The following is a 21528-nucleotide window of genomic DNA, read 5'->3' on the forward strand; positions in this document are numbered from 1 at the left end:
TCTATACTCCTGCGGCCGCTCCGTCGCCGCGCGGGTCGGCCCCGCCTTGGAGAAAGCCTTCTTCATCAATGACGATCGCTGCCGCATGGCCCATAAGCCCGTCAAAATCACCAACGGTCTCGACGCGGTGGCCGCTCTGCCTTAGGGCTTCTCTCGTTTCAGGGCTGATTCTGCTTTCAACCCTCAGCCCTTCATACTCCTCTCCCCATGTCCGTCCCCAGACCCAGCGCGGCTCATTGATCGCCTGCTGGGGGTCCATTTTGTAATCAATGATGCGCGTAATCATCGCTGTCTGAGTTTGCGGCTGGCCTTCTCCTCCCTGGGTTCCGTACAGGATGTGCGGCTTTCCTTCTTTACAGGTCATCGCCGGCATGAGGGTGTGGAACGTCCGCTTGCAGGGTTCAAGTGTATTGACATGGGATCCGTCCAGCGAAAAAAATGACCCGCGGTTTTGCAGCAAAATGCCCGTCTCCCCCGCTGTAACGGCAGATCCGAACTCGAAATAGAGGCTCTGAATAAAGGAAACGGCATTTCCTTCTGCATCGGCGACGGCGGCATAAGCTGTGTCGCTTCCGACCGGCCGGCTTACCGCCGGCGCAGCCACGTTACCGATTTCTTCCGCAAGCTGCTTTGCATACCGTTTATCAAGCAGCCGATCCAGCGGAATATGAGAAAATGCCGGATCAGTCAGCACTTCATTCCGGTGCTGAAAACTCTTCTTCAGCGCCTCGATCAGCAGATGATAATAGTCAAAGGAACCGTGTTCGATCTGAGAAAAATCATAGTTTTCCAATATATTGAGCGTCATTAAGCCTGTAAAGCCCTGTGAATTCGGCGGAGCCTGATAGATTTTGCACCCGCGGTAATCGGAGGATACCGGGTTCGTCCACTCGCCGCGGTGGGCTTTAAAGTCATCAAGTGTCAGACAGCTGCCGTTGTTTTGCAGAAAGGATGTGATGCGTTGAGCGAGGTCTCCTTCATAAAAAGCGCTTCTGCCTTTCTGGGCAAGCTGCTCCAAGCTGGCCGCCAGATCCTTTTGGACAAACCGTTCACCGGGCATGGGCGCTTTTTTGTTTCTCGTAAAAATGGCCGAGGTGTAAGGCGTCGAGGCTAAAAGAGCGAGATTGCGTTCTGTGTGGGCGCATTGGTCGGCGGACACCGGAAATCCGTTTGCCGCATAATCAAGAGCTGGCTTCAGCACCTCAGCGAGCGAAAGACGCCCGTACGCCGAAAGCACGGCATCCCAGCTGTCCGCCATTCCCGGAACGGTAATGGCGCTTTCTGTCCCGCGCAGAGGGATCGCTTCTCTGCCCCGATACAAGTCTCTCGTCACATGCTTCCCTGAACGGCCGCTCCCGTTATAAGCTTTGATTCGTCCCGTTTCTTTATGGTAAGTGAGCCAAAATGAATCCCCGCCAAGACCCGTCATATGCGGATACACGACTGCCAGACAGGCGCTGACCGCCACTGCCGCGTCAAATGCGTTTCCGCCCTTTTCCAGAATGCCGGCCCCCGCCTGAGAAGCGAGATAATGCGGACTGACGACCATTTGTTTCGTTCCGATGGTTGAAGTATTCATGGCAAGCCCCTTTACAAATTTTCTCAAGTATAAAAAGCGGCTTCGCGGCCATCCACATTCCTGAAAGAAAATCTCACACACTATTTACTTTTCGATAAGAAATAATTCTAAGTCATTACGTATCGAAAACAATAAAAAATTTCTCCCTTCATACCGTAACGTTTCATGATACAATAATGTCTACCAAATGAAGGAAGGTGAAGCGGATTGGAACATGAATACAGCATTCCGAATCTTGTCCTTGATGAAACGGATAAACAGATTCTTTCGATTTTGCACGAGGAAGGGAGGATTTCCTATACAGACGTAGGAAAGCGGGTTAACCTGTCGCGAGTGGCGGTTCAGCACCGCATTCAGCATTTACTGGATGCCGGTGTGATTGAAAAATTCACCGCTGTCATCAACCCGGCGAAAATCGGCCGCCATGTGTCCGTGTTTTTTAATGTGGAGGTGGAGCCGCAGTATTTGGAGGAAACCGCATTAAAGCTTGAAAAGGAGCCGGCCGTGACAAGCCTTTATCATATGACCGGACCGAGCAAGCTCCATATGCACGGCATTTTCGCAAATGATCAGGAGATGGAAGAGTTTTTGACAAAACGGCTCTATACGCAAAAAGGCGTCGTCAGCGTCGACTGCCAAATGCTGATTAAACGGTATAAAAGCAGAACGGGCATGAAGCTGTAAGGAGGACATAGCCATGAAACATCCCTATTGGGACATTACGGCGGCGATGGTCCGAACGGGCATTTTCGGATTCGGGGGCGGCCCGTCGGTGATCCCGCTCATCCGCCATGAAGCCGTCAATAAATACAAATGGATAGATGATGATGAATTCGGAGAAATATTAGCAATCGCTAATGCGCTTCCCGGACCGATTGCCACAAAAATGGCTGCGTATCTGGGCTTTAAGCTGAAAGGCACGTTAGGCGCAATCGTGGCAACCCTTGCCCATATTCTGCCTACATGTCTTGCTATGGTAGGCTTGTTTGCGGCTGTCAATGTCTTAAGCCACTCAGCAATTGTTGCCGGCATGATTGGCGCCGTCACGCCGGTAATCGCCGTCATGCTCGGCATTATGGCGTACGAGTTTGGCCAAAAAGCGCTTAAAGGTTTCGGCTGGGTCACGGGCATCCTATTTTTTATCATCGCTTTTATCGGCCTGCAAACGCTGCAGATCAATCCCGGCTTTGTCATTATCATTTTCTTAGCGTACGGCGCGTTTCATTTTAAATTGAAAGATAAAATCACAAATAAACGTTCAAAAGATAAAGGAATGTCGGCCTCATGATCATGATTTATGTATTTATGGCGTTTTTTGTCGCAAACGTGCTCGGATATGGCGGCGGACCGGCGTCGATCCCGCTGATGTTTGAAGAAGTCGTCAACAGATACAGCTGGCTCTCAAACGATCAATTCTCAAATATGCTCGCGCTTGCGAACGCATTGCCGGGCCCGATCGCAACCAAAATCGCGGCGTATGTCGGCTACAGCGCAGGCGGGTGGCCCGGGTTCCTGATTGCGCTGATCGCCACCGTCGTACCGTCGGCGCTCGCATTGATCGTCCTCTTGCGCATCATTCAGCGCTTCCGCCAATCCCCCGTCATCAAAGGCATGACGCTGTCCGTCCAGCCTGTCATCGCCGTCATGATGCTCATTCTTACCTGGCAAATCGGCGCAGACGGCATCAAAGCGATCGGCTGGGTTCAAGCGATAGTGATTGCTGGGATTTCCCTCCTTGCCTTGACAAAATTTAAGATGCATCCGGCCTTCCTGATTATCGCGGCGTTTTTGTATGGAGGTCTTGTGGTTCCTCATTTATAAAGAAAAGCACCTGGACAGGTGCTCAGCTTGTAGAGAAAACCATGTTTTTTCTACAAGCTTTTTTGTTTTTTATGCATTTTCATACCCAATTCACCTGTTTCTAGAAACCGAAAAAGAGCTCCCGCATACCTAGCCCTGCTTGGCTAGGTATGTGGCAATCTTCTTCATGTTTTGACATGCGGCTGTGAGGAGAACTTGTTCGCTCACATTTTGTTTTCCCCTCAACCTGCAATAGCGAAGCCCATGCAGCTGTTTTGAATCTGCAAAGCTTCGCTCTATTTTTTCTTTTCTTTTTTTGTAGAGGGTTTTCCCTGAAACAGACAAGCGATTTTGTCTGACCTTTTCTTTGTGGTCTTCCCATACATGCCGGGTGATGACTTTCTGACGATTCTTTGATTTTGTGCATTTCTCAAGCAGCGGGCATAAGGAACATGTTTCAGAATTTGACTTATATGACCGGTAGCCTTTGCGGTCAGTTGTTGAGTACGTAAGTGTTTGCTGATTCGGACAAATGTACCTGTCTTGTTCACTGTCATAATGAAATTTCCATTTTGGAAACAAGCCCCTGACAGGGTGATAACGTCTATGTGCGATGACACCAAAGATACGGCGATCAAATAGGCCTTTACAGATGGGAGTTGTTAAGAATCAAGAGCGACGGCTTCTACTTGAAAATCAAATCGGGCGATTTGGTGATCTAATCGATCAAGATAAGGCATAGAATCATGGACATTGCCCGGAGTTACATAGGCATCGGTAATAATGTTATATTTCATATCCGTTGTTCTGTGATCTAAGTAAAAGAAACCCTCCGGTTTATTTTCACGATACAGATATCCACTTTCCGGGTCGGTTGTGCTGTGTCGGATTTCTTTTTCAGCTTTCACCTCCTCTTTGACTTTTAACGGCTTTTTTCCGTGTTCCTCCCGATCCTCTTGAATGGCTTCATTTAAATCCCTGATATAGTTTTGTGTATCTTGTTCAATCGTTTTTCTTGTGTATTTGTGCTTGTTGGCATTGGCTTTTAGGTGAGTGGAATCAGTGAATAAGACACGCCCGCCCACCATATCATGATTGATGGCCTGAAGAACGATCTCATCAAAAATGTCTTGGAAGATGGTTGTATTTTTGAAGCGAGTGCGTCTGTTCCAGCTGATGGTGGAGTGATGCGGAACCGGATCATTGATGTTTAATCCCAGAAACCATCTGTACCCCATATTGTAGTAAATTTCTTTTTCCAGCTGTCTTTCTGAACGGATACCGTAGAGGTATCCGATAAACATCATTTTGAATAAAATCAGCGGATCAAGTGAGGGGCGGCCTTTATTTTCGCTGTAGTAAGGTTTGACCTTTTCAATGATGAAAGAAAAGTTTATGTACTGATCAATTTTTCGAAGCAGGTGATCCTTTTCGACGAGTTGGTCAAGCAGAACAAATTCGGCTGTGTTTTGAGAAGAATTTCTTGTGTGGAACATGAGAAAGACACCGTCCTTTTGAAATCTTTCTTTTATTTTATTACAGGAGAATGGATATTTTAAGAAAAAACAAAGGCTGTCGAGATTTTCTCGACAGCCTGAGCACCTGGACAGGTGCTTTTTGTTTCAGTCCCGATATGTTGTTCGATATAGATAAGTGTTTCTTCGTCTATGCTTCTTACATGTGGTTCCTGTCATCCTCCCAGATGGCCTGATCAATAAAAAACATTTGCAGCCTCCCGGACTGCAAGTGTTACACGTGATTTTTCCGATAAAACGTTCGCAAAACATGCGTTTCAAGGTCAGCCAGACGGACAGGGATCGGCAGCCTGCTTTCTCGATTGATCATTTTCATTGTGATCTGATAGCTGCTTTCTAAATCAATGTTATGTCCGCATGACAAGAAGATAGGCTTCACGTCCCGCCGTGTCCGCAGCGCCCGGCCATATACCTCGCCGTCAATGAGAATATCGGTGTAGGCGCCGACTTCATTTTCGGGCATCTCAAAATCGCAGCCTTTGATTTTGAGATAGGTTTTCGCAATCCCAATCGTCGGCTTACCCAGAAAAAAAGCCGCATGGGTGGCAACGCCCATATGATTGTAATGCAGATACCCGTTGCCATCAAACAAAAACACATCCGGCTCCGCCTCCAGCTTTTCGGCCGCTTCGATGATCAGCGGCAGCTCGCGAAACGCAAGAAAACCGGAAACATACGGCACGCTGATTTTCCCCATGCTGTGCACTTTTTCAATCACTTCTTTTGTATCAGCGTCAATCACGATGATACTGCATACGCCGTACGGTTCCCCGTCCTGATCCCAATAAGCGAGGTCGACGCCTGCGCATGTGTTGACGGAGTCTGGATGGATGACGGGGGATAGGTTGATACGATTTTGAAGGTTAAATTGGACCTGTAAAAAATCTTGTTCCTTTTTCATATCAAAATAATGCACATCAAATAATTTCATAACGATTGATCACTCTCGACCTAAATTAATGTGAGTCTCTCTTCTCGATTCTAGTATTTCAAAGTGAGCACTACTTGTATCTAGCTCATACTGATTTAATAGATTGCCTTCTTCATCCCAACTCTTTTCGCAAATTAGTATGGAATGCTCATACTGTTGCTCACTTTTTTTTCTTCCATTTTCAAACCAAATTATACTTTTACCATGCAATTGCCCATATCTATATTCTTTTTCACTTTTTTTATTCCCGTTTTCATAAAATTCACTTGTTAAACCATGAGCCAGCCCATTCTTATATTTAGTAAAATAGATGATTTGTCCATTTGGATATAATTCGTAAGCCAGCCCTGTAAACGGCTGGCCATTTTCGTCTTCAGGATTATCTAGTATCTCATCACTGACCGAAGAGAACCATAAATCCTCAAAGTCCACTCCTATTTCTTTTATATTCTTCATATCATATTCATTTTCCATACTTTAAAGCCTCCGGTATATAATTTGTATTTTGAGTGATATATTCACAATGTGGACATCTAGGCATTGGAACACCTTCTGGCATCTTTTTATTTATTTTCCTCGCACTTACTACGTATACCATTAATTCTTTTAATTCCGCATCAGGTCTTTGTAGTAATGCTTCATTTAGCGCATTAACTTCGGCATGAGAACCAGCCCCTGATGTTTTTATATAACCTTCCTTAAGTTCTACAGGCATATTTACGATTCTATCATGAATAAGTGGATGTAGTATCTTAGGTGGCTCCCCATCTATATTGTTAATTCCAAAATAATACTTGCCTGTTTTTTTGTCCAATACACCCGCTACCGCAGGACCTCTTTGTTTTTTAGTTAAACCAGATGATTTAATTTTATTAAGTTCGTTTAACACTTCTGCTCTTAGATTTATTCGATGGTGAAGATCTTCTTTAGACAATACACCATGCTTATTTCTTAAATATTGAAGCCTAGTTTGTTTTTCTTCACTAGTCTTAGCAATATTGCTACTAAGGCTTTCATTAGCCACTTTATTGACATATGGAGCATTTTTTTGGTACAACCGATCAAAGTAGTGTGCCAATCCTGCTCCACCAATCATATTAATAGCTTCCAGCGCCCCTTGCTTCCGCTTCTCCTCGGACACTTTGTTTCCGAACATATCTCTGCCTGTGACGGCTTCTGAGAATCCGTTTGAGGCGACAAGGCCGTATGCGCCCATTTCTGTCATTTTGAGAATGTCTAAGGATTTTCCGGTTTTATAGGCATCTAAAGCATGTTCTGCGGCAATGACGGTTTTTCCGGTTTTGTAAATGGCTTTTCCGCCTTTGAAAGCGCGGCCCGCCCAGCCGACGACCGGTATGAATCCGGCGGCGGCCATCGCTCCTGCTGTGACGCGTTCTGCGGTGGAGAGCTTTTCTCCGGTCACCGGATCAACGCCTTCGGCTGCTCTTTTATAATCATAATAGCCGGTGACTTCGCCGGTAAAGTTGCAGATGCCGTCCCATGTTTTTTCGTACCATGGTTTATTGGCTTCTTCTTCAGCCTTTTCCTGAAGCCGTCTTGCTTCGGCCTGCTGGGCTTTTGCGTCAATATAGTCCGTTCCCTGTTTTTCTGTCGCCGTGACGCTTTTGTAGATTTCATTGCTGTGGAAGGCTTTTTTGTCATAGTACATAGGGGATGCGCTTTTCCCGTTGCTGGTGGCCTGCATGAGAACGGAATATTTGCTGAGCACGGCGTTGTCCAGAGATTCTAAGTTTTGATATTCAGCGGTCAGGGATTCATCAAGCGTATCGACTGCCGTGATCGTGTCACGTCTGGTTTTCTGGGCATCGCCCATTTTATCAGCGTAATCATCCAGCGTATATGTGTCGAGATGAATAATATCGCTGATGCCTGACAAAATTGAATCGATTTCTGCTTTATGAGCGGAGACAATCTCTGAAGCTTTCAAATCCGCGTTGGGCAGCTCATGCTCCAAAAATGAAGTCTCCACATATGTATCGCTGAGTTCTTGATCTTTAATGTCACCTGAAATGCCATTTAAAAACGCAATTTGAGCAGAGACAAGCGTCAGCCAGCTATCGGCGATTTCCGCTTGTCCCTGAAAAAAATCTTTTATATTGTCTGCGCCTTTCCCTTTCAAAGCATCACCCAGATCGGCCACGCCTTGAAAGGCTTGTTTGAGCGCACGCAGCTGCTCTTCAAGGGCTTCGTATTGTTTCTTTCTCTTATCTGCTTCGTCCGTTAACGATTGTGATTCAAACACTTTGCTCATCGGCAAGTCCTTTCTTTCGTTATTTTACGGCGATCGCCTCGTCCTGTTCTTTCAAAGAATCTACGTTGTCTTTAACGTCCGCGATATTCTTATGAACGGCCTGCTTGTATTCGCTGATCATCGATACAAGCTTTGCCTCGCGGGATTGGTACTTGGAGGTATAGTCGAGCTTGTTTTTTCCGTTTGAACCGGCGTTCCCGATCGAGACGGCCTCCAAAGCGCTGCTGACGGATTCAAGCTGCTTCATGACAGCTCCGTATTTGAGTTTTATTTCTGCCATTAAAACCAACTCCAGCTTTTTTTGATTGATTGTATTTTTTCTCCGACCGTGTCAAGGGCTTCTTCTCCCAGCGTCAGCAGGTGCTCTGCCTCTCTCGCGATGCTTCTGGCGGCAAGGAGCCCTCCTTTTTCAATTTCAAGCTGTGTCATCTTTAAGCCGATTCGGTAAATATAACCGTCGTATTTGTCTGTGACGATTCTGTATGCTTCTGTATGGGCCTGATCGCGCCGGTCATCAAATTCTTCAGCAAAAGTGCCGGTCCAATGATGGTCCAGGTGCGGCCTCAGGATGTCCCTGATTTCAGATACGCCCTCTTCCTGCAGAGATTCTATCTCTCTTTTCGCTTCTTTTAATTTATCAATTTGGTGTTCAACCTCGCCCAGTTTATGGCTGATCGTGCTGTTAATATGGCTTAATGTGCTTGAATGGCTCATCTGTTTTCACCTCGTCTTACGCAAAAAGTCGTACAAAAAGCACAGACTTTTCCATACTATATTTCCATATATTATATTTTAAAATAGACAGAAAGCAGCTTAAATAGGTTAAATGGCTTATTTTCAACAGCCGAGATGCTCATCATTAACGCCAAAAGACTCACATAAACGGCATATCCATTCATCGATCTCCTCTATGTATCCATGATAAATTCCCTAAAAAAAGGAGACAGTGATTAACCGTCTCCTTTGCCTTGTATCATGATCATCATACTGTCGTTAACTGCAGTCCCAGTTGTACAAAACGTTTGAGAAATCTTTTTTCTTCAAATCTTCCGGTCTGATAAAGAAATTGGCGATTCCCACATCTCCCCACATCGAATCAATGTCATCATCTGAATCAATTTGCAAAAGCAGAATCGTATGGTTTTGATGAGAATAAGACCGCGGATCTTCCTGGGTGAAGGACGCATAGCCGCCGATTTTATGGCCGAATGCGTTCGCCGTATATTCGTCATACACCTCATCGTCAAACTGCTCGAAATAGTCAAAGGCATCCATCCCGGCATACTGCCTGAATTGAAAATCAGACGGGAGCACCCATTCAGCAGACAGCTCAGGGGTGATCAGCGCTTCTGATTGAATCGGAAAATCGTACTCCTCTTCAACCTGAACGAAAGAAAAATCATCCATGAGCTCCGCTTCTTCTGCTGTCACATGTTCAAAATATTTGACGCAGAAACCCGTTTGCGCGCACCCGTCGTCAAAATTCAGACCGTATACGTCATCACTGACCGATATGTAAAACTGAAGAATGCCGGTGTCCGGAAAATCAGGGAGTCCGGGCATATCCGCAAAATTGATTTGAGCGAGAAGCTTCATCGGCCTGCCGCTTTCATCTTTAGGATATGGTTCATGTTTCGGAAAATAGGGGTCTCCGGCAATTTTACTGTCACACCGCCCCGTTTCAGCTTTTTTGACGTGCAGTTTGATAAAAGGCCGTGCTGACGTTTCCAGCAGACCGCGGGATGATTCCATTTGCTTCGGCAATTTCCATGTGTTTTCCACGATTAATATCCCCTTCGTCTCTAATGATTGTATGATAAAAGGCCGGCGCGGTCCGCCGGCCTTTCAAGTGACAGAATCAGTCTGAGGCACGACGGCTCTTCTTCCGATTGAGATATATTCCACGCCCGCCTGTTCCGCTTCCTCAAGCGAGTGGCAGTTTCTCCCGTCGAAAATAACCGGGGTTTCCATCAGCTCTTTGTACGCTTCAAGCGGGAAGTGTTTAATTTGTTCCCAATCTGTCAGAATCAGGACGGCATCCGCTCCCCTGACGGCTTCTTCTATGGACTCCCGATAGGAAACCGCAGCCGGAAGCAGTCCGGAAGCCCGGAATGAAGCGATCGGATCGTACGCTGTCATCCGGGCGTCAAGAGCCGCCAGACGATCCGCAATGACAATGGACGGGGCATCCCGCATATCATCTGTATTCGGCTTAAAAGACAGCCCTAATAACGCGATGGTCTTCCCCGTCACACCGCCGAGCCTGTTCAGCACTTTATCAACCAGCATGGACTGCTGGTTATTGTTGACTTTAATGACGGACTTCAGCAATTCAAAATCATGCTCCACATGTCCCGCGATCTGCACGAGGGCGTTTGTATCCTTCGGAAAACAGGAACCGCCGTAACCGATGCCGGCTCTTAAGAATTGATTGCCGATCCGTTTATCCAATCCCATTCCGTGTGCGACTGATTCCACATCCGCACCGACTTTTTCACATATATGAGAAATTTCATTAATAAAACTGATTTTTGCCGCTAAAAATGCGTTTGACGCATATTTGATCATCTCAGCGCTTCTGATGTCCGTATGATATACCGGAATCGCAAGCGGCGCGAAAACCCGGTCAAGCGTTTCCCGCGTCTGCCGGTCTTCAGCCCCGATCACGATGCGGTCGCCGTGAAAGGTATCGTGAATCGCCGAACCTTCACGGAGAAATTCCGGATTCGAGGCGATTGAAATGTTCACGTCCGCTTTCAGCCGTGAATGAATAACTTCTCTGATCCTGTCATTCGTTCCCACGGGAACCGTGCTTTTTGTCACGACGATCGCATCTTTAGAAATATGTTCGGCAATCCGTTCGGCGACATTTTCAATATAAGTAAGGTTTGCGTGCCCGTCTTCTTTTTGCGGCGTTCCGACCGCTATAAAAATAACGTCCGCTTCCGCAAGCCCTTTTTCGTAGCTCGTTTCGAATGCCAGCCGATGCCGGCCGATATTTCGTTTCATCATATCTTCAAGGCCCGGTTCAAAGATAGGGGACAATCCCTTTCTCATCTGCTCAACCTTACGTTCGTCAATATCTATGCATGTTACGTCATGGCCGATTTCTGAAAGAGACACTCCTGTCACAAGACCGACGTAGCCTGTTCCGATCACTGTTATTTTCATCGTGTTCCCCCAACCGTTTAGAAATTGCTGCTGGGCAGCTTACCGTTATTATCATATGATCCCGGCGCCGGCTGAATGCCGGAAGCCTGAGGTCATGATAGGAAAAAACGGCGCCGGCCGCTGATAATAGCATAAGCATAAAAGAATCATCTTGCAAAACAGCCGCTTACGCTTCATTTAAACGGGATGGAGACGACGATTAAAAAAGACCCCAGCGCTTACGGCGGGCCACAGGCAGCGGAGGTTCCTTATAAACGGCTTTGTTTTCAGCGAGAAGCGCCGCATTTTCCGTGAGCATGTAAATAAGCTCCGCCCCTGCTTCTTTTTTCAGAACGCCGAGCGCCTCCTGATAATAAAAATTTCTCGGGCCGAGATTATGGGCGTCAGATGCGAGAAAGTGAATCAAATTCGCTTCCATCAGCTGCAGCGAAAAGGATTTCGCTTTCCGCCCGAATGCTCCGGCAATGCAGCCGGCCGTCACTTGGGCGGCCGCGCCTTTCTTCACAAGATTGTATAGAACGGAAGGGTTTTCGCGAATTTCCCTGTTCCGCTCCGGATGGGCGATGACGGGGACATATCCGTTCAGCTGCAGTTCATAAAACAGCCTTTCAGCGTAGGCCGGGACATGATCCGCCGGAAATTCCGCCAGCACATACTTTGTATTATGGAGCGGGACAAGCGAGCCGCTTTGAAGACCTGCCAGCAGATCTCCGTCTATTCTGATTTCCTGGCCGGGCAGAACAGTCAGCGGAATGCCTTCCTTATTCAAACGTTTGTTTAACAGACTGACCGCTTCGTTGACCGTATGCCTGTCCGTGTCATAGCGGTATTTCACATGATGCGGCGTCGCGATGATCGTATCAATCCCCTGTCTGACCGCTTCTCTCGCCATCTTCAGGCTTTCTGTATCATCCGCCGCGCCGTCGTCTATGGAAGGAAGGATGTGACAATGGATATCTATCATATTTCAATCCCTCCTTAAAAAGAATGGACCGCGCCCATTATGACATTATTGTCCGTAATAGGCGTAGTCCGAATGTTTCGTTTGTTTCTTCCCGTTCATCACGGCCCCAAGGAGCTTGCACGGGCAGTAATCGAGCGCTTCTTTCGCCTTGGCCGCTTTTTCCTTGTCCGTTTTCCCGCTTGAGATCACCATAATGGCCCCGTCAGTGTAGCTGCCTAATATTTTCGTATCGGCTACGGCCAAAACGGGAGGCGTATCCAAAATCACCTTATCATAAACTTCGGCGGCTTCTGACAGAAGATCTTTCATGGCACCCGTCGATAAAAGCTCCGCCGGATTAGGCGGGATCGGCCCGCTCGTTAAAATATCCAGGTTTGCTTCATCAGCCGGCAGGACGGCTTTCTGAAACGGCATCTGTTTTAACAGCAGCGACGTTAATCCGGTTCCGTTATCCAATTTGAAGGTGAAATGAACCGTCGGTTTGCGCAGATCCGCATCAATTAAAAGCACTTTTTTCCCCTGCTGTGCAAATACGACGGCAAGGTTGGCCGCGGTTGTCGATTTTCCTTCTTCCGGACCGGCGGATGTGATCAAAAGGGACTTCACCTCCGTATCAACGGAAGAAAATTCAATGTTTGTGCGGATCGTGCGATATTGTTCTGAGTTGATGGATTTCGGCTCAGACATCGCAATCACGCTTCGTTTTCCGGGTTTGTCTTTTTTACGCGTCAACATGTCCGCCCCCCGCTTGTTTGGTTTCCGCCATCCTCAAGTTTTTGGCAACGCTGTCTTTAGTACTGATTGAAGTAACCGTTCCCAGGATCGGGATGCCGAGCAGCGATTCCAGCTGTTCTTCCGATTTGATCGTATTATCCAGATGTTCCAGCAAAAAGGCGAGACCGATTCCGCCCAAAAGTCCGGCGGCAAACGCAATCGCGATGTTCAGCTTACGGTTAGGCTCTGCCGGTGACTGGCTGTCCGCCGCTTCGGCCTTTGAAAGGATGCTGACATTATCCACGTTCATAATGGCGGTGATCTTGTCCTGAAAAACGGCTGCAACCGCATTTGCCATAACGGCCGCCCGCTTAGCATCCGTATCCCGCACGGCAATCGTCACGACTTGTGAATCCTGCTCGCTGGACACCGTGATTTTCGATTCCAGCTCTTTCGAAGTCATGGACAGATGCAGCTGTTTAATCACCTCATCGAGGATGACCGGGCTTTTGATGATGACATTATACGTGTTGATTAATTGGAGGTTGGTTTGAACGTCATTGAATTGGACTTCTTTTTGATTGTTTTTGGATTGGCTGACCAAAATTTGAGTTGAGTTTTCATAGACCGGCGTAAGAGCGAAGAAACTGATGAGTCCGCCTGCGGCAGTTGCCGCCGCGGTAATAATAAGTATAAACAGCAGACGCTTTCTCAGTATTGCGAATATTTCCTTTATGCTTGTCGATTCTCCCATATAACCTCCATATCACTTTCCGCGTATTCCCATTCCCTCCAATGATCTTTTCCAATTACGATTATACAGTTTTAAACTGTCATTTCTAACCTTTTCAAATGACAAAATTCGACAAAAATAGACAATCACTTCAATCTGTTTTATTTTTGTAAGCGCTTTAAATACTGGTGTCACAGGAAGATTAAAAAATCCCGCGGCAAAGAGCCTGCGGGATTTTATGTTGCATATCCATTTTTAATATAAGAAATCAAATTCTCAAGCATTTCTTTTGTGGTCATCTCAGAGGACTGCTCACCAATGTCGTGCGCATGCATTAAAATCTTCAGAAACTCCTCTTGATCTAACTTCGTTTTCTTCATCATTCGTTTCCTTTCGGCTTCCATTAAATTGAAAACAAGATTATTATATGCTGTCGGGTGCTGTTTTGCAATCTCTAATACATCATTCGACACATTCGGGTTTTTATGTCCTTTTTTAGGAAAAACTTTTTCCGGGCCATGTGTTGCGATATAATAGAGGAATTGGAATCTTTTTATTTTGTGACTCGTTAGGAGCGATAATCATGCTTCAGGATATGATTGCTAAAGAAGATGTGCTCTCAGCGGCTGAACAGCTTAAAGAACTTCTTCCTTACAATGAAGACAATGTTCAGCTGATGAAGAAAGCACTCATTTTATATCGGCAGGATTCCGTCTATCGTATACAGGTTCAAACCCCGACAGAGATTTCCGCATATGTGCAGGATGTTGTGCCTGTAAGGGTCACGCTGAACTTATTTTTCATGGTGAAAAGCGGCTGCGCATGCCCGTCTGAGGCGATCTGCCGCCACGTGCTGGCCGTTTTTCTTTACGTATATGCCCAATTCGAGCGGGTCGGTACCTTTACCGAACATTGGCTGGAAAGAGAAAAGCTTGAGGAAAGCAGGGAGCTTGTCCGCCGGCAGTTTCAGGAAAAAGTGCTGCCGAATGAAGAGTCGCTGTCAAGCTGGCTCGCTTTTTTTGATTCGGAATTCTCGCTGTGGGAGGCGCGGACGCCGGCCGGAAGCCAGACGATGCAGGGCCTTTATTACGGCTATTTGTCAGCGCTCAAAAAACACGCCCCGAAAAAACCCGAGCTTAAAAGCTTATATCAGATTCATTCGGCGCTTGCCGTCTGGCTTCACATGTTCACTTTGATTGAGTCAGGCAGATTGGATGCCGAAAAAGATTATTACAGCATCAATCCATACGTGGAACAGCTGATGGATACGATTTATTCCTCCATTGACAGACTGAAAACGTACGCTTTGTCTTTTTCACTCGATCCTTTTTTAGACCGGACGCCCCCGGTGCTCCGCAGACTGCTTGTGAAAGAAGAGCTTTTTCAATACGAACGCCTCCGGGTATTCGGTGAAATGTGGAGCGCGCTTTTGAACCGGCCGAAATGGGTTGCGCGTGAACAGGAGATTCTCGCACAGGAAAGCGGGCGCCGTTTTTCGCCGGAAGTGCGGTTCGGACGGCTTCATCTGGCCTTTTTGCAAAAAGATGATGAAGCGGTCTTCCAAGATATGTCCCGCTTCCCTCCTGAAGCGCTGCCGTATACCTTTCAATGGCTCGGTGAACTCACCGCGAAAAAAGACTGGAAACGGCTGAAAGCATGGTATGGCCGGATCGAGCCGCTTGCCGTGAACTATACGAAGCTTGATAAGCCGTTTAAAGAAATGCGCGACATTATCGGAGAGCTGTTTGCGCTATTGGCGGATTATGCGCGGCACTCACGGGATGATCAGCTGTTTGAACGGTTTGCTTCCGGCTGCCTTCCCTATACCTTTACCGAATACAGCCAGTACCTGTATGAAAAGCGACGGTACGCGGAGTGGGTGGAGATTCACAGCCTCGTCGGTTTTTCCGTCTGGGAAATCGAAAAGGACATCCTGAAGGAAATTGCCGCCAGTGATCCGGAAGCGCTCATCCCCTCCTATCACCGGGCGGCGGCCTTTTTTATTGACCAAAAAAACCGCAGCGCCTATAAAGAGGCTGCGCGCCATCTGAAAAAACTGCGGACGCTTTATAAAAAGGCAAAAAAACAGCAGGTATGGGAGCGGTATATCAGCCGGCTGAGCGCAAGCTACAAGAGGCTGCGCGCCCTTCAAGAAGAATTGCAGAAAGGAAAGTTGATTGATGGCGAGTCTTAAGGAAATTTTCATTCATGTAGAACAAATGGAAGATTGGACATTTACGCTGTCAAGCCATGATGAGAAGGAGCAGCCGCTTACTCTCAGTCAGATGAAGACTCATTTGTTCCAATGGCATGAGTCCACCTTTTACGGAACGTTTCTTGAAGACGTCAGCTTCATCGGCACCCCGGCCGTTCTGCTCAGCCCGTGGATGACCGTCGAGCTGCTCGGAAAAAACTCGTTCAATTCATTCAGCACCGTGCAGCTGACAAAGGAAACGGAACCGTTAATCGAAGCGGCTTCGACGATATACGAATTTATTGCCGACGGCGATTTTCTTCCGGATTATGAGGCTTGGCAAAATGGCGTCCTGCGTTTCAAAGACCGCGAGCTTTTGCTGGAAGGCTTTACGGCAGACTGGTTCTCAGCCGCGGTCCAGGACTACATTCAGTACAATGATGACCTGCTGGAAAAATGGCGGCAGATCGAAACCCGCTCGCCGGCCGTTCATACGTTTAAAGGCTCCTTTTTGGATGAAGATGATTTTCTCGAGGGAATCGGCTGGCATGACGATCTGACGCCGTTTACCGTCGGGCTCCGATTAAACGAGCCTGATTTCGACGGTGACGACTGGAAAATCGAAATGTTTTTACGTGAGAAAAAAACCGGCTCCATCACCTTTTTCGACGGATTGAAGGGTCTGAAAAAAGCGTGGCAGGCATACAGCGGAAAAATCGCGCGCGAACAGGATCGCTTCCGCAGAACGGTTCCCTGGCTTTCGTTTGATTCAGGAACGACGCTGATTTCTGAAGAAGAGGCTTGGATCTTCTTATCGGAAGCGAGTGAGACGCTTGTCGATATGGGTGTGGAGATTCTTCTCCCATCATGGTGGCAGATTGTCCGGGACAGCAATATGATGCTCAAGGCGAAAGTGTCATCCTCCCCGCGGGGCGAATCCTTCGTCGGCATGAACGCCCTGCTTGATTTCAACTGGAGATTCGCCACAAACGGGATTGAGCTGACAGAGGATGAATTCAATGAGCTTGTCGCAAACAACAGACGTCTCGTCAACATCCGCGGCCAATGGGTGAAAATTGATCCGCAATTTATTAAACAGATGAAAAAACTGATGGAAAAAGCGGAATCTGAGGGTCTTCACATGTCCGACGTGCTGGCGCGCGAACTGATGGATCACGGGGAAAACGGAGCCGAGGACACGGACATCATTGACTCATCGGCATTTGCCGGGATCAAAATCGAATTATCAAAGCAGCTCAGAAGCCTGATCCGCAAACTGACGGAAGCCCGGGATCTGCCGGAACATGGAGTCAGCGCCGCGTTTCAGGGCCAGCTCCGCCCTTATCAGATGTACGGCATGAACTGGCTTCTGTTTTTACGGGAAAACGGCTTCGGCGCCTGTCTCGCAGATGACATGGGACTTGGAAAGACGATTCAGATGATCGCTTATTTTCTCCATGTGAAGGAAAGCGGCCGGCAAAAAGCGCCTGCCTTAATCATTGCGCCGACATCGGTGCTCGGCAACTGGCAGCGTGAGCTCCAGACCTTCGCGCCGCAGCTGAAGGCCGTGCTTCATTACGGCCCCCGCCGGCCGAAGGGGGAAGCATTTGTCCCGGCCTATCAGGACGCGGACGTCGTTCTTACTTCTTACGGGCTCTCGCACGCCGATCAGGAAGAGCTTTCTTCCGTGACATGGAGCACCATCTGCCTTGATGAAGCGCAAAATATTAAAAACGCGCATACGAAGCAGTCCCGCGCGATCAGAAAGCTGAAAGGCGTCCATCATATCGCGCTGAGCGGAACACCGATGGAAAACCGCCTGACAGAGCTTTGGTCGATCTTTGATTTTATGAACAAAGGCTATCTCGGCAGTCTGACCGGCTTTCATAAACGCTATGTGCTGCCGATTGAAAAAGACCGTGACGAAAAAAGAATCAACCAGCTTCAGCAGTTAATCCGGCCGTTTTTACTGCGCCGGACAAAACGGGATGAAGAAGTGGCGCTTAATCTTCCTGACAAGCTGGAACAAAAAGAGTTTATCCCGCTCTCAGCCGAACAGGCATCCCTTTATGAACAGCTTGTCAAAGATACATTTGAACATATGGCTTCTCTGACCGGGATGCAGCGGAAAGCGCTGATTCTGAGCATGCTCGGCCGCTTGAAGCAAATATGCGACCATCCTGCGCTCTATTTGAAGGAAGAACAGACAGAGCTGTTAAACGGGAGATCCGTCAAACTGGAAAAGCTGCTTGATTTAATGGCGGTGATCCGCGGACAAGGGGAAAGCTGCCTCATTTTCACCCAATACATTCAGATGGGCAACATGATGAAGCGCCTCCTGGAAAAAGCATTCGGAGAACCGGTTCAGTTTTTAAACGGAAGCCTATCCAAGCAGGAACGCGATTCTCTCGTCGAACGGTTCCAGAAGAAAGAATACCCGACGCTGATTTTGTCACTGAAAGCGGGCGGAACCGGCTTGAACCTGACGGCTGCCAATCATGTCATTCACTATGACAGGTGGTGGAATCCGGCGGTGGAAAACCAGGCGACCGACCGCGCCTACCGAATCGGCCAGGAACGGTTCGTCCACGTTCACAAACTCATTACGACGGGAACGATTGAAGAAAAAATTGATGTCATGCTTGAAACGAAACAAACGCTGAACGATCAGATTATCCAAAGTGAAAATTGGATTACCGAGCTGTCATCCGCTGAGCTTGAAGAACTATTCACCCTCAGCGCATCGGCGCAATCACATTAAACGCAAAAAGGCCGGCTCTCTCAGAAGAGCCGGTCTTTTATGTCGTCCTTACTGTTACGCCGCATTTGCCATGAATGCGTCACGCCAGTCATGAACAGTATCGCCATACCTTTCACAGTAAATTCCTGATCATATGCGCAACGCCGTTTTGATCATTTGTCAATGTAACGGCATCAGCGATCTCTTTAATATCTTCTCTCGCATTCCCCATCGCTATGCCTTTTCCGGCCGCCTGAAGCATTGAATAGTCATTTAAGCTGTCACCGACCGCGGCGGTTTCAGCCATCGGAATGCCGAGCTTTTGCGCCAGCCGTTTGAGAGCCTGCCCTTTAGAGGCGTTTCGAGACGCCAGTTCGAAGTTGTGATCGGCAGAGCTGACAAGGGTGAGATCTTTCTGACCGCTGAATCGATCCCAGCCCGCTTTCAGCTTCCGCTCATCAAACGAAAATCCGAGAATATTATAAAAGTCCAGATGCTCTTCTTTCTCAAAGAGCTCACGGTATGAATGAATGTAAGCAAAGCCGGATTGGCTGTATTGCACTGAAGCCGCCTGTTCCAAAACGGAAAGATCGGTTTCCGGATTGGCGCTTTTCACCCGGTCCATTTCGATATCGAGCAGCTGCCTGCCGGTTTCAGGCGTATAGATGGCTTTGTTTGTAAACACCTCATAGTAATATTGATTCTCTTCAAGCCATGACAAAATGCCGCGGGCTCTTGTTTCTTCAATCGCATCACAGTGGTACAGGCTGCCGTCAGGAGCATGAATGGCGGCTCCGTTTGCGCTGATGACCCACGTTTTTATGCCGAGCGGTTCGAATAGGGAGTGCACGTCAAAATGCGCGCGTCCCGTGGAAACCACGATTTCAATTCCCGCTTGCCGGGCTTCCCTTAAAGCCCGCTCATTTTCATCGCTTACTTGATGACTGCTGTTCAGCAGTGTGCCGTCCAGATCTATGGCAATCAGTTTCACATGTCCTCATCCTCTTCTTCAGATTCAGTTACAAGCAATTCTACGCCGTGCCGGTCGAGCAGATCGCAAAAATCCTGATCAGGCAGCCGATCGGTAATCAGCAGGTCAACCTCGTGCAGGTCTGCATACTGATAAAAACTCGTACGGCCAAGCTTGGAGTGATCGCTCAGCGCAATCACCTGTTCAGCCTGTCGGATCATTTTACGCTTTACCATGCCGTCTTCTTCATGCGGAATCGTCAGGCCGTTTTCCGAGATGCCGACAACGCCGATCAGCACCTTATCGGCGTGATAATCCCCCAGTTTTTCTACGACGGAAGCCCCGTATAAAAACCGGTGTTCCTTCTGGAGCTTTCCGCCGAGCAGGTGAATATCAATTCCCTCTTTTGCGGAAAGGATATCGGCCTGATTGATCGAATTTGTAATAACAGTGCAGCCGGTGACATTTAAATGCTCCGCGCAGGCCTGCACGGTTGTCGAAGTGTCCAGGATGATCCGGTCTCCTTTATGGATCAGGGATGCGGCCAGCTTGCCGATTTTGTTTTTCTCTTCAGAAACGGTTTTCAGCCGGCCCGAATAGCCCGGAACTTCCTGATTCACCGACGGCAGAATCGCGCCGCCCCGTGTTCTGATAATGGCCCCGCGCTCTTTCAGCTTTACAAGGTCCCTTCTTGCGGTATCTCTTGAAATATGAAGCAGCGAACATATCTGTTCAGCGGTAATCCGCCGATGCTGTTTCAAATATTCCATTATCGCAATCAGTCTTTCTTCTTGATACACGTCCTCATTCCCTTTTTCGTCACTTATCTGTAAGTAATTATAAGTTTTTATCCCAATATATTCAATGTTTTTAAGTATTCATAAGCAAAATCACTTCTTTTTAACCATTTTTTAGCTTCCGCACAAAAAAACCAGTCTTTCGACTGGCGAGTGGGAAGGAGGTATTGCGGGGCCCGCTGAAAGGCGGGAAATCGAGGAAAAAACATGCTATTCAGCCAGCGGCTCTTTCCGTTTTTGATCCATAAACCGAACGGTATCAGCCATGACCTCGGTCACATAAACTTTTACGCCGTCTGTCTTTTCATAGCTTCTTGTCTGGATTCTGCCGCTTACACCGACCATTGACCCTTTTTGGCAGTACAATGCCGTGTTTTCAGCGTTTTTTCTCCAGATGGTGCAGTTGACGAAGTCGGTTCCGGTTTCACCCGACGCGCTTTTAAAATTGCGGTTTACCGCCAACGTAATATGTGCGACGGGAATGCCCGCTGCTGTAAAACGGAGCTCCGGGTCTTTCGTCAGCCGGCCGACAAGCATAACGTGGTTAAACAAGCCGTATCCTCCTCTCTTTTTCGAGGCTGGCTTCATTGTAGTACAAGGGCTCGTGAAAGCAAAAAGCGGATAAAGCCGTTATTCGTTCAGGCTGCTCTTATGTTTTTGTTTTTCTTTCTGATAAAAAAAACTTTTGTTTTTGACCGCTTATGTAATATGTATTTTTGAGCAGCCGCGAGAAAAGTTTCGTTTTGAGCCAGTCTTTCTCAAACATGCGGACAAACTTTCCGCCGTCCCATGCGAACCAGTAAAAACTCAGCTTTTTATCAGTCAGTGAAAGCTGAATTTTATACTGTTCCATGCGGTCTTTTGTTTCATATAAAAAGACGACATTTCCCCTTCTGTTAAGATGCACCTCACAATCTTCCTTTTTGCATACCAAGTAGGAATGATCGTCTTTTCGCCTTGAACCGTCTTCTATATAGATTTCCTTCAGGCGCAATTGATTCATAAGCATCTCTCCATGACCATATTCTTTTACATTATAATGAAAAAATAGAAATGATTAAATGTTGACCGCCTACAAAAATGATGAAGCATGTCTTACAGCATTTTCCCGGAAAAAATGATATGTGT

At 47.5% G+C, this 21528-nt stretch carries 21 protein-coding genes and 1 pseudogene; 5 read left to right on the forward strand and 17 right to left on the reverse strand.

From position 1 onward, the window contains the following. Position 1: 1 nt before the first annotated feature. The gene (ggt, locus tag NYE68_RS19295; RefSeq protein WP_095284720.1) at positions 2–1579 is read right to left on the reverse strand and encodes a gamma-glutamyltransferase; all 1578 of its coding nucleotides are present in this window, start codon (positions 1577–1579) and stop codon (positions 2–4) included. 207 nt (positions 1580–1786) lie between these two features. Between ggt and NYE68_RS19300 the strand changes: the two genes are divergently transcribed. The 3 genes from NYE68_RS19300 to chrA are packed head-to-tail and all read left to right on the forward strand — an operon-like array spanning position 1787 to position 3400. Further along, complete coding sequence (locus NYE68_RS19300) at positions 1787–2263, forward strand: Lrp/AsnC family transcriptional regulator (RefSeq protein ID WP_007407537.1); 477 nt, start codon at positions 1787–1789, stop codon at positions 2261–2263. Between the two features lie 13 nt (positions 2264–2276). Then, a complete protein-coding gene (gene chrB / locus NYE68_RS19305) occupies positions 2277–2867 on the forward strand; it encodes a chromate efflux transporter subunit ChrB (protein WP_015418372.1) in 591 nt (196 codons plus the stop codon). Then, positions 2864–3400 (forward strand): chromate resistance efflux protein ChrA, encoded by a 537-nt coding sequence (gene chrA / locus NYE68_RS19310; RefSeq protein ID WP_015418373.1) that lies wholly within the window; start codon positions 2864–2866, stop codon positions 3398–3400. The genes chrB and chrA overlap by 4 nt, the downstream gene beginning before the upstream one ends. Before the next feature lie 129 nt (positions 3401–3529). Here chrA and NYE68_RS19315 read toward each other — a convergent pair. The 12 genes and pseudogenes from NYE68_RS19315 to NYE68_RS19370 form a co-directional block, all read right to left on the reverse strand. After that, positions 3530–4875, reverse strand: a pseudogene (locus NYE68_RS19315) (IS1182 family transposase). Between the two features lie 253 nt (positions 4876–5128). Beyond that, positions 5129–5845, reverse strand: coding sequence for an endonuclease V (locus NYE68_RS19320; RefSeq protein WP_324636331.1), 717 nt, complete (start codon positions 5843–5845; stop codon positions 5129–5131). 9 nt (positions 5846–5854) lie between these two features. Further along, entirely contained in the window at positions 5855–6319 is a 465-nt protein-coding gene (locus tag NYE68_RS19325) for a toxin-antitoxin system YwqK family antitoxin (protein ID WP_324636330.1), read from the reverse strand. Further along, positions 6309–8117: an LXG family T7SS effector putative deaminase YwqJ gene (ywqJ, locus tag NYE68_RS19330; RefSeq protein WP_324636329.1), complete on the reverse strand. Its 1809-nt coding sequence runs from the start codon at positions 8115–8117 to the stop codon at positions 6309–6311. The genes NYE68_RS19325 and ywqJ overlap by 11 nt, the downstream gene beginning before the upstream one ends. A 19-nt stretch (positions 8118–8136) precedes the next feature. After that, positions 8137–8397, reverse strand: a complete 261-nt coding sequence (locus NYE68_RS19335) for a YwqI/YxiC family protein (RefSeq protein WP_007614257.1) — start codon at positions 8395–8397, stop codon at positions 8137–8139. Continuing rightward, positions 8397–8831 carry a DUF5082 family protein gene (locus tag NYE68_RS19340; protein ID WP_015418385.1) on the reverse strand — a complete coding sequence of 145 codons (435 nt, stop codon included), beginning with the start codon at positions 8829–8831 and terminating at the stop codon, positions 8397–8399. The genes NYE68_RS19335 and NYE68_RS19340 overlap by 1 nt, the downstream gene beginning before the upstream one ends. A 279-nt stretch (positions 8832–9110) precedes the next feature. Continuing rightward, positions 9111–9899 (reverse strand): YwqG family protein, encoded by a 789-nt coding sequence (locus NYE68_RS19345; protein ID WP_342493987.1) that lies wholly within the window; start codon positions 9897–9899, stop codon positions 9111–9113. Between the two features lie 63 nt (positions 9900–9962). Beyond that, entirely contained in the window at positions 9963–11288 is a 1326-nt protein-coding gene (locus tag NYE68_RS19350; RefSeq protein WP_014419067.1) for a UDP-glucose/GDP-mannose dehydrogenase family protein, read from the reverse strand. A gap of 199 nt (positions 11289–11487) precedes the next feature. Continuing rightward, positions 11488–12252 (reverse strand): CpsB/CapC family capsule biosynthesis tyrosine phosphatase, encoded by a 765-nt coding sequence (locus tag NYE68_RS19355; RefSeq protein ID WP_015418388.1) that lies wholly within the window; start codon positions 12250–12252, stop codon positions 11488–11490. A gap of 45 nt (positions 12253–12297) precedes the next feature. After that, positions 12298–12987 carry a CpsD/CapB family tyrosine-protein kinase gene (locus NYE68_RS19360; protein ID WP_012118633.1) on the reverse strand — a complete coding sequence of 230 codons (690 nt, stop codon included), beginning with the start codon at positions 12985–12987 and terminating at the stop codon, positions 12298–12300. Continuing rightward, positions 12974–13720, reverse strand: coding sequence for a Wzz/FepE/Etk N-terminal domain-containing protein (locus NYE68_RS19365; protein ID WP_015418390.1), 747 nt, complete (start codon positions 13718–13720; stop codon positions 12974–12976). Before NYE68_RS19365 ends, NYE68_RS19360 begins: the two co-directional genes overlap by 14 nt. 215 nt (positions 13721–13935) lie before the next feature. Then, complete coding sequence (locus NYE68_RS19370; protein WP_003151259.1) at positions 13936–14079, reverse strand: hypothetical protein; 144 nt, start codon at positions 14077–14079, stop codon at positions 13936–13938. 203 nt (positions 14080–14282) lie between these two features. On the opposite strand from NYE68_RS19370, the gene NYE68_RS19375 reads away from it, so the two are divergent. Together NYE68_RS19375 and NYE68_RS19380 are read left to right on the forward strand one after the other, a co-directional pair. Continuing rightward, complete coding sequence (locus NYE68_RS19375) at positions 14283–15893, forward strand: SWIM zinc finger family protein (protein ID WP_152187196.1); 1611 nt, start codon at positions 14283–14285, stop codon at positions 15891–15893. Further along, the gene (locus tag NYE68_RS19380; protein WP_324636328.1) at positions 15880–18654 is read left to right on the forward strand and encodes a DEAD/DEAH box helicase; all 2775 of its coding nucleotides are present in this window, start codon (positions 15880–15882) and stop codon (positions 18652–18654) included. The genes NYE68_RS19375 and NYE68_RS19380 overlap by 14 nt, the downstream gene beginning before the upstream one ends. A gap of 112 nt (positions 18655–18766) precedes the next feature. Here NYE68_RS19380 and NYE68_RS19385 read toward each other — a convergent pair whose 3' ends face one another. The 4 genes from NYE68_RS19385 to NYE68_RS19400 form a co-directional block, all read right to left on the reverse strand. Further along, positions 18767–19624 carry a Cof-type HAD-IIB family hydrolase gene (locus NYE68_RS19385; RefSeq protein ID WP_053573987.1) on the reverse strand — a complete coding sequence of 286 codons (858 nt, stop codon included), beginning with the start codon at positions 19622–19624 and terminating at the stop codon, positions 18767–18769. Then, complete coding sequence (locus tag NYE68_RS19390; protein WP_003151250.1) at positions 19621–20403, reverse strand: DeoR/GlpR family DNA-binding transcription regulator; 783 nt, start codon at positions 20401–20403, stop codon at positions 19621–19623. Before NYE68_RS19390 ends, NYE68_RS19385 begins: the two co-directional genes overlap by 4 nt. Positions 20404–20610: 207 nt before the next feature. Further along, the gene (ssb, locus tag NYE68_RS19395; protein ID WP_007407557.1) at positions 20611–20952 is read right to left on the reverse strand and encodes a single-stranded DNA-binding protein; all 342 of its coding nucleotides are present in this window, start codon (positions 20950–20952) and stop codon (positions 20611–20613) included. A gap of 97 nt (positions 20953–21049) precedes the next feature. Beyond that, positions 21050–21403: a hypothetical protein gene (locus NYE68_RS19400; RefSeq protein ID WP_003151247.1), complete on the reverse strand. Its 354-nt coding sequence runs from the start codon at positions 21401–21403 to the stop codon at positions 21050–21052. Positions 21404–21528 lie beyond the last annotated feature (125 nt).

The organism is Bacillus sp. FSL R5-0447, from assembly GCF_038606125.1.
Classification (GTDB): Bacteria; Bacillota; Bacilli; order Bacillales; family Bacillaceae; genus Bacillus; species Bacillus velezensis.